General features: G+C 71.7%; 11 protein-coding genes. 4 read left to right on the forward strand and 7 right to left on the reverse strand.

What is annotated here, in order from left to right; genetic code table 11:
* Positions 1 to 111 precede the first annotated feature (111 nt).
* Entirely contained in the window at positions 112 to 1,812 is a 1,701-nt protein-coding gene (locus tag EV382_RS27625; RefSeq protein ID WP_130406600.1) for a DUF11 domain-containing protein, read from the forward strand.
* A gap of 45 nt (positions 1,813 to 1,857) precedes the next feature.
* On the opposite strand, the gene EV382_RS27630 is transcribed toward EV382_RS27625, so the two are convergent.
* Positions 1,858 to 2,349, reverse strand: a complete 492-nt coding sequence (locus tag EV382_RS27630) for an NUDIX domain-containing protein (RefSeq protein ID WP_130406602.1) — start codon at positions 2,347 to 2,349, stop codon at positions 1,858 to 1,860.
* 71 nt (positions 2,350 to 2,420) lie between these two features.
* On the opposite strand from EV382_RS27630, the gene EV382_RS27635 reads away from it, so the two are divergent.
* On the forward strand, positions 2,421 to 4,055 hold the full coding sequence (locus EV382_RS27635; RefSeq protein WP_208758659.1) for a fatty acid--CoA ligase: 1,635 nt from the start codon (positions 2,421 to 2,423) through the stop codon (positions 4,053 to 4,055).
* Between the two features lie 186 nt (positions 4,056 to 4,241).
* Here the strand turns inward: EV382_RS27635 and EV382_RS27640 are convergent, their stop codons facing one another.
* The 6 genes from EV382_RS27640 to ku form a co-directional block, all read right to left on the reverse strand.
* On the reverse strand, positions 4,242 to 5,252 hold the full coding sequence (locus EV382_RS27640; protein WP_130406606.1) for an NADPH:quinone reductase: 1,011 nt from the start codon (positions 5,250 to 5,252) through the stop codon (positions 4,242 to 4,244).
* Between the two features lie 28 nt (positions 5,253 to 5,280).
* A complete protein-coding gene (locus EV382_RS27645; protein ID WP_130406608.1) occupies positions 5,281 to 5,934 on the reverse strand; it encodes an HAD family hydrolase in 654 nt (217 codons plus the stop codon).
* A gap of 32 nt (positions 5,935 to 5,966) precedes the next feature.
* Positions 5,967 to 6,794 carry an SCO6745 family protein gene (locus EV382_RS27650; protein WP_130409251.1) on the reverse strand — a complete coding sequence of 276 codons (828 nt, stop codon included), beginning with the start codon at positions 6,792 to 6,794 and terminating at the stop codon, positions 5,967 to 5,969.
* A gap of 188 nt (positions 6,795 to 6,982) precedes the next feature.
* Positions 6,983 to 7,699 (reverse strand): FKBP-type peptidyl-prolyl cis-trans isomerase, encoded by a 717-nt coding sequence (locus EV382_RS27655; protein ID WP_130406610.1) that lies wholly within the window; start codon positions 7,697 to 7,699, stop codon positions 6,983 to 6,985.
* Positions 7,700 to 7,811: 112 nt separating this feature from the next.
* Positions 7,812 to 8,450 carry a DUF4241 domain-containing protein gene (locus EV382_RS27660; RefSeq protein WP_130406612.1) on the reverse strand — a complete coding sequence of 213 codons (639 nt, stop codon included), beginning with the start codon at positions 8,448 to 8,450 and terminating at the stop codon, positions 7,812 to 7,814.
* A 73-nt stretch (positions 8,451 to 8,523) separates the two neighbouring features.
* On the reverse strand, positions 8,524 to 9,549 hold the full coding sequence (gene ku / locus EV382_RS27665; protein WP_130406614.1) for a non-homologous end joining protein Ku: 1,026 nt from the start codon (positions 9,547 to 9,549) through the stop codon (positions 8,524 to 8,526).
* Positions 9,550 to 9,634: 85 nt separating this feature from the next.
* Between ku and ligD (EV382_RS27670) the strand changes: the two genes are divergently transcribed.
* Positions 9,635 to 10,576: a non-homologous end-joining DNA ligase gene (ligD, locus tag EV382_RS27670; RefSeq protein ID WP_130406616.1), complete on the forward strand. Its 942-nt coding sequence runs from the start codon at positions 9,635 to 9,637 to the stop codon at positions 10,574 to 10,576.
* Positions 10,566 to 11,486, forward strand: a complete 921-nt coding sequence (ligD, locus tag EV382_RS27675) for a non-homologous end-joining DNA ligase (RefSeq protein ID WP_130406618.1) — start codon at positions 10,566 to 10,568, stop codon at positions 11,484 to 11,486. The genes ligD (EV382_RS27670) and ligD (EV382_RS27675) overlap by 11 nt, the downstream gene beginning before the upstream one ends.
* Positions 11,487 to 11,550: the final 64 nt, after the last annotated feature.

Genomic DNA, 11,550 nt, shown 5'->3' on the forward strand with positions numbered 1-11,550 from the left:
GGAACCGCCGAAAGGCGGTTCCCCGGCCGGCTCGCACGGGGCGTACCGGCCGGTGCCGCTCGCGACCGGTCCGCCGGCCGCGCGCGGTCTCCTACCAATCGGGGGACGTGCATGCCTCAACACCTCGGACGCCGACTGCTCGGTGTCGGACTCGCGCTGCTCACCGCAGCGGGCTCGGCCGCGACGATGCCGGTCGCACCCGCCAGCGCCGCACCCGCCGGCCGGGCCGACCTACGGCTCGACCTGACCACTGTCAGCTCCTCGGCCCTGATCCGACCGGACCGCACGGTGGTGGTCGTACGGGCCGCCGTCGACAACATCGGTGCGGCGGGCGTGGACGATGTCCGGATCTCCTTCAAGGTGCCCACCGGCAGCTCGATCATCGGCGATCCAGCCTGGCAGTGCGACTACACCACGTTCGAATGCGTCCACATCCACGGCCCGGTGCCGGCCGGTGGCTCGGCCGAGCCGTTGCAGATCTACCTCGGCCTGCCGGCCGGCCCGGCCGGAACCGTCGCCACCATCGCGGCGACCGCCTCAACCAGCGCCCGCGAGGTGACCAGGACCAACAACACCGACCAGGTCCGGACGACCTACGCGCTCACCGCGGACCTGGATCTGTTCCCCGGCCCGGACACCGGGGTGTGGGGTGAGACCGACGTGCCGGTCGAGGGCGGCCCGCTCCAGCCGATGTTCACCGTCAAGAACACCGGGACGGCGACCGCCCGGGATCTCCGGCTGGTCGTCGACCGACCGGCTGGCGTCACGCTCGACGGGGAGCCGTCCGGCGGCGACGGCTGGGCCTGCGACCTGGCGTCCACCCCGTTGGTCTGCACCGCCGGTCCGCTGGCTCCGGATGCCACCACCGCCATCACCATCCCGATGCGGGCCCCGCTCGGCACCGTCGACGAGCGTTTCGGCGTGCGGGGCCGGGTCACCACGTCCAGCCCGGAGTGGCTGACCGACTCGAACAACGAGGCGGACGTGCGGTACCGCTACGCCGGGCCCGGCCCGGTGGACCCCACCGACATCGCGGTCACCAACGTGGTGCTCCTCGACGACCAGGTCGTCGCGGGCGAGACGGTGCCGGTCGGTGTGGTGGTGGAGAACCTGTCCGACCAGCCGGCCGAGGACGTCCGGGTCCGCCTGATGCTCGCCCCCACGGTCCGGCCGACGACCGGCGGTGGTGCCGGCAATCCGGACTGGACCTGCGCGCCGGGGCAGGAGGCCGACAGCGGCGTCTGGTACTGGGAGTGCCAGCGGGACGCCGTGTACCGGGGGGAGTACCACTACCTTCCGCTCGACGTCACGGCCGGCGCCGGTACGCCCGCCGGTCAACTGACCCTGACCGCCGCCGTGACCTCCGCCAACCCGGACACCGACCAGGCCAACAACACCCGTTCGGCGATGACCAGTTACCTGCCGCAGGGCACCGTACGCGGCACCGCCTGGTACGACGAGGACCGCGACGGCCAACGGGATGCCGGTGAACCGCTGATCGGCTACGACCCTCCGGTGAACCCGTTGACGTTCATCCCCGAGGGCGAGTCCCCGATCGGCGCGCCCACGTCCGGCGTGTCGATCTACGGCAGCTACGAGCGGGCACTGCCGCCCGGGAGGTACGTCGTCCGGGCCGGGCTGACCTACGGCTGGCTGCCCACCACCCCGGACGTCGGGGACGACACCACCGACTCGGATGTCACGCTGGTGTCGGAGTCGCCGTACAACGCCCCCTACGCCGACAGCGTGCTGGTCGAGGTGGTGGACGGTGGCGTGGTGACGATCGACATCGGTGTCGTTCCGGCGACGTAGACCGGCCCAGGTGAGGCCCCGGAGTCAGCAGACTCCGGGGCCGACCTACTTGAGGATCAGTCGGTTCGTCTGCTCGAAGACGTCCAGGTCGGCCAGGGTTTCGATGACCGAGGTGGAGAGCGGGGTGGGGAACCGGTCGCGGGCGAAGAATCCGGCGTCGGTGGTCTCGTCGGTGGCCCGGGCCAACTGCCCGTCCCACTCCTCCACCTTGAACGCGGTGGTGAACACCTGGTACGTGTGGCCGTACATGTTGGTGCTGGTCCGGTCCGGGCCGGTGTAGAGGGCGAACGCGCAGACCCGCAGCGCGCGCAGCCCGGTCTCCTCGCGGACCTCGCGTACCGCGCAGTCGGCGATCGACTCGCCCAGTTCCATCGCGCCGGCCGGCATGGCCCACTGGCCGTTGTCCGAGCGTTTGATCAGCAGAATGCGTCCGGCGTCGTCGTTGACCACGGCACGGGCGCCGACGAACATCAGCGTCCGGTCCCCGGCGAGCGCGCGCAACTGCCCCACGTATGAGTCGGCCCAGGAGATGCTCACCTGCGACAACTTACGGGGGTTCCCAACGTGTGACCGCCGACACTAGCTTGTTACCCATGCGTAGCACGATGATGGACGCCCCCCTGCAGATCTCCCGGATCCTCGACCACGGCGCAGGGGTGCACGGCACGGCCGAGGTGGTCACCTGGACGGGCGCCGAACCCCGCCGGATGACGTACGCCGAGGTGGGCCGCGCCGCCGCCCGCCTGGCACACGCGCTGCGCGACGAGTGTGGGGTGACCGGTGACGAGCGGGTCGCCACCTTCATGTGGAACAACAACGAGCACCTGGTCGCCTACTTCGCGGTGCCGAGCATGGGTGCGGTGCTGCACACGCTCAACATCCGACTCTTCCCCGACCAGGTCGTCTACATCGCCAACCACGCCGAGGACCGGGTGGTGCTCGTCGACACCACGCTCATCCCGCTGCTGGCCCGGGTGATCGGTGAGCTGACCACGGTGCGGCACGTCGTGGTGGTCGGCGGCGGCGACCCGGCGCCGCTGGTGGCGGCTGCTGGCGACCGGATCACGGTGCATCACTGGGACGCGTTGCTCGCCGACCGACCGGACACGTACGACTGGCCCGAGGTCGACGAGCGCGACGCCGCCGCGCTCTGCTACACCTCGGGCACCACCGGGAACCCGAAGGGTGTGGCCTACTCGCACCGGTCGATCTACCTGCACTCGTTGCAGGTCTGCATGCCGGAGGGTTTCGGTCTCGGGCCGACCGACCGCGAGTTGGCCATCGTGCCGATGTTCCACGCCATGTCCTGGGGTCTGCCGTACGCGGCCTTCCTCTCCGGCGCGTCGCTGATCATGCCGGACCGGTTCCTCCAGGCCGCGCCGATCGCCGAGATGATCGCCGCCGAGCGGCCCACCCTGGCCGGCGCGGTGCCGACCATCTGGACCGACCTGCTGGCCTACCTGGACAGCCACGACGTGGACACCTCCTCGCTCGGTGAGGTGATCGTCGGTGGTTCGGCGTGCCCGCCGGCGCTGATGCACGCGTTCGACGAGCGGCACGGCATCGACGTCATCCACGCCTGGGGGATGACCGAGATGTCCCCGCTGGGGTCGGTCTCGCGTCCGCCCGCCGGGGTGACCGGTGAGCAGGCGTGGCGCTACCGCTACACCCAGGGGCGGGTGCCGGCGGGCGTGCAGGCGCGGATCGTCGGCCCGTCGGGCGAGCCGATGTCCGCCGATGGCCAGGCCGTGGGCGAGCTGGAGGTCCGGGGGCCGTGGGTGACCGCCCGGTACGTCGGTGACGACGCCCCGGACGAGGAGAAGTTCCGCGACGGCTGGCTGCGTACCGGAGACGTGGGCACCCTCTCGCCGGACGGGTACATCACGCTGACCGACCGGGCCAAGGACGTGATCAAGTCCGGGGGTGAGTGGATTTCGTCGGTGGAGCTGGAGAACGCGCTGATGGCCCACCCGGCAGTGCTGGAGGCGTGCGTGGTGGGCGTCCCGGATGAGCGCTGGGACGAACGTCCGCTGGCCACCGTGGTGGTTCGGGAGGGCGCTTCGGTGACCGCCGAGGAGTTGCGGGACTTCCTGGCCGGGTCGGTGGCGCGCTGGCAGTTGCCCGAGCGCTGGGCGTTCATCGACACGGTGCCGAAGACGAGCGTGGGCAAGTTCGACAAGAAGGTCGTCCGTTCGCGGTACGCCGGGGGCGAGCTGACTGTCCGGGAGCTGACAGCCCCGTAACGTTTTGCCAGGCACTGTCGCCTCTTAGGGCGGGAGTACTCCTGAACAACCCTCCCCAGGGGCGGCCCCGGCGTTCGCACCGCGCCGGGGCCGCCCGCTCCACGCGGGATGACCCGCCCCGTTATTGTTGCGAAAGTTGTTCGCCTTTGTCCTGCCGACGGGGAAATCGGGCGGCCAGCGACCCGATCAGGCGTCGCTGGTGGTGATGAGCACCTTGCCCACCGTCGAATCCTCCACCGCCTGGTGCGCCGCAGCCGCCTCCGCCAGCGGGTAGTAGTGCAACGGCAGGCCGGCGTCCGCGCCGACCCGGATGCCACCCTGGCTGGCCGCCGCCGCCACATCCTTCACGCCCTGCGCCTTGGCCGACTTCGGCTCCGTGTAGACCAGCACGAACTGCCAGCGGGCGTTCGGCACCATCATCGCCCGAATCGGGATGCGCACCTCGTCCCCGCCGTCGTCGGCGTACATGCACACCGCGCCCCCGTGCCGCAGCACCTGCACGTCGGTCGCGGCGTTGCGGGCGGGGGAGACCTCGACGATCGTGTGGACCCCGTCGGGGGCGATCTTGTGGACCTCCTCGACCACGTCCTGCTCCCGATAGTTGATCACAAAGGAGGCGCCGGCCGACGCTGCGAGCTGCGCCTTCTCCGCACTGCTCACCGTGGCGATCACCGTGGCGTCGGCCCACCGGGCGAGCTGGATCGCGGCGTTGCCGACCGCGCCCGCGCCGCCCTGCACCAGCACCGTGTGATCCGCCAGCGCGCCGGCCCGCAGCGTGTCCGGCATGAACTCGCCGGCGGTCAGACAGCGGTGCGCGGTGAGGAACGGGATGCCCAGGGCGGCACCCAGTTCGAACGCGGCGTCGCCGAGGCGTACCGCCTGCCGGACCGGCACCAGCGTGTACTCCGCCGTCGTGCCCCACGGTCGCTGCCAGGCGGCCTCCCAGACCCACACCCGCTCACCGATCAGGTCCGGGTCGACCCCGCCGCCGACCGCCTCGACCACCCCCGCGCCGTCCTGCCCGGGAATCTGCCACCCGTCCGGCGGGGAGGTGCGGCGGGACTTCCAGTCGGTCGGGTTCACCCCCGCGACCGCCATCCGCACCAGGACCTCACCCGCACCCGGTTCCGGCACCGGACGGTCGACCAGAGCCAGCACCGAAGGGTCGCCGGTGCGCTCGTACACGATGGCCTTCATTCGTGGTCGTTACCCCGCTCGGCCCGCGTCAACCCAGCTCGTCCACCAGCTCCGGGGTCAGGTCACCGACCGCGTTCAGCGTCACCACGGCCAGGCCGGCGGCGTCCGGATCGAGCGGGTACGAACCGTGGGGCACCGCCACCACCCGCATCCCCGCCGCCGCGGCGGAGCGCACCCCGTTGGACGAGTCCTCCACCGCCACACAGCGGGTCGGGTCGACGCCGAGGCTCCGCGCCACGCTCAGGTACACGTCCGGAGCGGGCTTGCCCCGCTCGGTCTGCTCGGTGGAGAGGGTCGCGCCGAACGCGTCGGTCAGGCCGGTCGCCGCCAGCGCCGCCTCGATCAGCCGGGTCGGCGACGAACTGGCCAACCCGAGCGGCCACCGCGCCGCCAGCCGGCGGACGACCTGGTCAGCGCCGTCGATGAGCGGGACGTGGTCCCGGTAGCGTCGAGTCATCTCCTCGACCACCTCGACGGCGACCTGCTCGGCGGTGCGGTCGACGCCCAACTCTCCGCTGAGGTAGTGGGCCCACTCGCCGGTGCTCATCCCCATCAGCCGGCGCTGCGTGTCCGGTTGCCACGTCCCGCCGTGCGCCGCCACGTACGCCCGGCGGACCTCCTCCCACACCGGTTCGGAATCCACGATCACGCCGTCCAGGTCGAAGACCACCGCATCCGTCACGGGCCCATCCTGCCCGACCGACGGGTGTCCGGTCAGCCGGGCAGCGCGGGCAGACCGAGCGGGCTGCCCTCGGGGAGCAGCGTGTGGCTGGACCGGGCGATCGGCTCCAACAGCTCCCGGAGCCGGTCCGTGTGGTCCGGGCCGAGCGCCTGCCACGGGTGCGCGGCGGCCCGGTCGGTGGCCTCCTCGATGGCCTGGAACGCGGCCCGGGCGTGGTCGGTGGCCGCGCCGTCCCCGGTCAACCATCCGCGCCGGGTGAGCCGCTCGCGGGCGGCCTGCCACTGCTCCTCGGACCAGCCCCGGCCCAGCAGGTACTGCGGCGGGGAACCGTCCAACGCGACCCGCACGGTCAACGTCTCCACCGGGTCCAGCCCGGCGGCCACCAACGCCGCCACGTGCCCGTCCCCCCGGTGCTCACGCAGCGTGGTGGCGGCCTGCCAGAGCCGCGCCAGCGGGTACTCCCCGATCGGGAGCGCCGCGTTGGCAGCGCCGAGCACCCGGCCGGCGATCTGCGCTGCCGAGGCGGCCCGCTCCAACAGGTCGGCGGCCTCCGCCAGGTGCGACTCCGGTAGCTCGTAGGTCAGCTCGGCGAGCGCCTGCACGGCACCGGTCAGCCGGGCGCGCAGCGCCTCCTGCGGGGTCGCCAACCGCCACACCGCCGGCAGCGCGCGGGTCACCATCGGCGGCGCGAAGTTGAAGAAGGCGGCGATCACCGGGGCCGCCTCGGTGGCGCCCAACGGCGCGGCCCGGCCGGCGAAGTAACCGCGCCAGTAACCGCGCAGACCGACCGCCTCGTACGCGGCGCGCGCCCGGGGGTGGAGGTAGGTGACCGCGTGCACCGGCTCGAAGTACGCCCACATCGATCGGGTCGTCCGCAAGGGCTCGTCCAGCGCCGTCACATGCACCTCCGCGTCCCGATTCCGGATGCCCACCCGGGCGGCGAACCGCCCGGGGTGACGCCGAACCTACTGCCGCTGGGTGACGGGCCGGAAGCCCCATGTGAACAACTCCATCGCGCCCCGGTGACAACCGGGACGACCCGGACAGATCACTGGGCGGCGAGCACGTCCACCACGAAGCGCAGCGGACCGGTCGGACGTCCACCGGCGGCGGCCTCGTCGTTGCCGTACGCCAGCTCGCCCGGGATGTCGAGCTGCACCCGGCTGCCCACGGTCACCCCGACCAGGCCCTGGTCCCAGCCGGGGATGACCTGACCGACACCGATCGGGAAGGTGGCCGGCTGCCCACTCCGCCAGGAGGAGTCGAACTCCTGGCCGTCCTTGTAGAACACCCCCACGTAGTTGGTGGTGATGTTCTGGCCCTTCTGCACGGCCGGGCCGGTGCCCTTGATCAGCGGGGTGACCGCGAGCTTCTTGAGCTCACCCGTGCCCGCCTTCACCTCCGGCTTGGTGCCCAACGCCGGGTCGGCGCCCTCGGGCAACTGCGGAGCGGGGGGTGCGCCGGCCTCGTCGGGGGCTCCGGCAGAGGCGGACGGGGTCGCGTCGGCCTGGTTCGCCGGCTTGTCCTTACCTCCGCCAATCGCCACGAAGACGGCGATCAGCGTCGCGGCCACGGCGAGGGCGGCGCCGCCACTGAGCACGGCGTTGATCTTCCGCCTCCGGTCAGCAGCCTGCTTCGCCGCCAGCTGCGCGGCCAGCCGGCGTCCCGACTTGGTCGCCGTGCTCGGGTCCTGCCCTGCCGACCGGTTCTGCTGCGTCCGCTCGCTCACGTCGTCGACTCCCTGCTGCGAAGGTGTGGCCGGCAACCTGGTGCCGGGGGGAAAGCCGACGCACACGGTACCCGCATCGCGGCCTACCGTGCCCGCCGCGTTTGCCTCGGATCGCCCAGCCCGACAGTTCCGGGGCCATCCCGGGCGGTTATTCCGGGACGACCATGAAGTCGGTCACGAACGAGGTGACCCGGCCATCGGCGGCGCGTCCGATCCAGGTGCCGTAGCAGCCGTCGCCCCAACCCGTGGCCACGGTGACCACGTTGGCACCGCTCGCCTCGTCCAGCACAGCCGTGATCAGCCCGGGGACCGGCGACGACGGCAGCTCGGTGGGGATGAAGACCGCTTCGACCCGGTCGGAGTCCCAGCCCTCCAGGACGGCGAGCGCGGTCGGGTCGGCGAACGTGCCGACGCCGGCATCCACCCCGTATCCGAAGTAGTCGTCCGCGCCGAGACTGGCGACGTCCTGGTCGCCCGCGACGGCCGGCTCCCAGCGGGTCGTCGGCTCGTCGGAGACGACCAGCTCCAACGCGGCGACCCGACGGTCCACCTCGGCGTCCTCCCGGAGCACCACCGCCACCCAGGCACGGGCGGCGTACCGCCCCGGCGGCACGGTCACCGTGAACGGCTCCGCCTCCGGGCAGACCAGCGGGTCACAGCCGACCACGCGGCCGGTCGGCAAGACGATGTCGTCCACCGGGTGGACCTCGATCAGGTATCCGCCGTGCTCGTCGGTGAAGCGGGCGCCGGGCGTCAACAACCGATCCAGGTCAGGGGTGTACGGCATGAGGGCTCCTCCGGTCGCCAGCGGCCGGCGGAGCGTACCCGGCCCGGCGGACACCGCCGCGGCTGCCGTACGGTCAGGCGCTCTTGCGGGGTGCGGTCTTGCGCGCGGCGGTCTTCTTCGCCGGTTCCGCCTTCTTCGCGGGGGTCTTCTTGGCGGCGGTCTTCTTCGCCGGCTCCGCAGCCTTCTTCTCGGCCGTCTTCTTCGTCGCGGTCTTCTTCGCGGGCGCCTTGGCCGCCTTCTTCTCGGCGGCCTTCTGCGCGGACCGGGCCGACGAGATGGGCGTCGGCTCGCCGCCACCACCACCGCGCGCCGGTTGTTCGCCGCGGGCCGCCTTGGCGCGCTCCACCGAGGCCTTCAACGCCGCCATCAGATCCACCGCCGCGGCCGGGGCCTCCTCGACCTCCTCCGGCTGGACGACCTCGCGACCCTCCACCTTGGCGTCGATGACCTCCTGCAACGCGGCCCGGTAGTCGTCGGTGAAGACGTCCGGCTCGAACTCGCCGGTCATCGAGTCGATCAGTGAACTGGCCATGGCCAGCTCCGGCGGACGCACCTTGAGGTCCTCGTCGAGGAAACCGAAGTCCGGGGTACGGATCTCGTCCGGCCAGAGCATGGTGTTGAGCAGCAGCACACCCTCGCGGACCCGCAGCGTCGCCAACTGCTCCCGCTGGCGCAACGCCACCTTGACGATGGCCACCCGCTCCGAGTCGATCAGCGCGTCGCGCAGCAGCACGTACGGCTTGGTCGCCGCGCCCTCCGGTTCGAGGAAGTACGCCTTGTTGTAGAGGATCGGGTCGACCTGCTCGGCCGGCACGAACTCCAACACGTCGATGGCACGCGAGCTGGTCAGCGGCAGGTCGGCGAAGTCCTCGTCGGTGAGGATCACCATCTCGCCGCCGCCGATGTCGTAACCCTTGGCGATGTCGTCGTAGGTGACCTCCTCGCCGCAGACCGAGCAGGTGCGCTTGTAGCGGATCCGGCCGCCGTCCTCACGGTGCACCTGGTGGAACCGAATGTCCTTCTCCTCCGTGGCGGAGTAGAGCTTCACCCCGATCGAGACGAGCCCGAACGACACGGCTCCCTTCCAGATGGCACGCATCCTGCGCTCCCTTCCCCGGTATCGACCATGCTCGCATCCGTTAGAACCGGACGCGAGGTGTTCGGCCTGCTACTACAGTCGGGTCGTGCCCGGCGCGCCGCTCAAGCCGATGCTCGCGATGACCGGGCCGCTCCCGGCGGGTGACGGCTGGGCGTACGAGTTCAAGTGGGACGGCGTCCGCGCGCTCGCCGACATCTCAGGCGGTGGTCAGCACCTGTACGCCCGTTCCGGCGTGGAGATCACCGCCGCGTACCCGGAGCTGGCGACGCTTCCCGAACAGGTCGACGACGCGCTGCTCGACGGCGAGGTGGTGCTGCTCGGCGAGGGCGGGCAGCCGTCGTTCACCGCGCTGGCCGAGCGGATGCACGTGCGGGACCGCAACAAGGCCGCCCGGCTGGCGGCGGTGATGCCGGTGACGTACATGATCTTCGACGTGCTCCGGCTCAACGGCGACGACCTGACCGGTTGGCCGTACGAGCGCCGCCGCGCCGCCCTGGACGAGCTCGCGCTCGGCGGTCCCCGGTGGGCGGTGCCGCCGATGTTCGCCGACGGGCAGGCCACCTACGAGGCGGCCGGTGAGCATGGCCTGGAGGGGGTGATGGCCAAGCGGGTCGGTGCCGTCTACCGCCCGGGGGTGCGCTCACCGGACTGGGTGAAGGTCAAGCTGGAGGTGACCGGTGACTTCGTCGTCGGTGGCTGGCGACCGGGCGCGCGCCGGATCGGCGGACTGCTGGTCGGTGTGCCCGGCCCGGACGGCAGGTTGATCTACCGGGGTCGGGTCGGCGGCGGGATCGGCGCGGCCATCGAGCGGCAGCTCCTCGCCGAGCTGGAGCCGCTGCGGTCCGGCGTGTCGCCGTTCGCGCCGGGCGTGCCGCGCGAGGATGCGCGGGGAGCCATCTGGGTAGAACCCCGGGTGGTGGTGGAGGTGAAGTACGGCCAGCGCACCCCCGACGGCCGGCTGCGCTTCCCCCGGGTGCTGCGGCTGCGCCCGGACAAGCCTCCGGAGGAGGTCGACGATGCCGGCTGACCGGCTACGGGTGGACGTCGAGGGCCGCGCGCTGGAGCTGTCCAACCTGGACAAGGTGCTCTACCCGGCGGCTGGTTTCACCAAGGGTGAGGTGATCGACTACTACACCCGGATCTCCCCGGTGCTGCTGCCGCACCTGCGGGACCGACCGGTCACCCGGATCCGCTTCCCCAACGGGGTGGACGACAAGTCGTTCTTCGAGAAGAACACGCCGGCCGCGACCCCGGACTGGGTGCGGGTGGAGAACCTGCCCGCCCCCGGGTCGACGAAGGGCCGGGAGACCATCGACTACGTGGTCGCCGACGACCTGCCCACCCTGGTCTGGCTGGCCAACCTGGCCGCGTTGGAGCTGCACACACCGCAGTGGAAGGTGGGCGAGCACCCGGACATGATGGTGGTCGACCTGGACCCGGGGCCGCCGGCCGGGCTCGCCGAGTGCTGCCCGGTGGCGGTGCTGATGCGCGACCGCCTCGCCGACGACGGCATCGAGTCGTACCCGAAGACCTCCGGCAAGAAGGGCATGCAGCTCTGCTGCCCGATCGCGGGCACCCAGTCGTCCGACCTGGTCTCCGACTACGCCCGGCGGATCGCCCAGGAGTTGGAGCAGGTCCACCCGAAGCTGATCGTGTCGAAGATGGCGAAGAACCTCCGACCGGGCAAGGTCTTCATCGACTGGAGCCAGAACAACGCGGCGAAGACCACCGTCGCCCCGTACTCACTGCGGGCCCAGTCGGTGCCGTCCGTGTCGACGCCGCTGACCTGGGACGAGGTGGAGGCCGGCGCGCGCGGCCGGAAGCCGGCCGTCCGCCAGTTCACCGCCGCCGAGGTCCTGGACCGGGTCGAGGAGTACGGCGACCTGCTCGGCCCGCTGCTCGACGGCGGCCCGGAGTTACCCGCCAAGGTGAGGTAGGCGCGGGCGGCTTACGGTGAGTTATTGCGGCGGGTTGTCGACTCCCGTCACCGATCGTAAGAAT

Origin of the sequence: Micromonospora violae, assembly GCF_004217135.1 — a bacterium.
Classification (GTDB): domain Bacteria; phylum Actinomycetota; class Actinomycetes; order Mycobacteriales; family Micromonosporaceae; genus Micromonospora; species Micromonospora violae.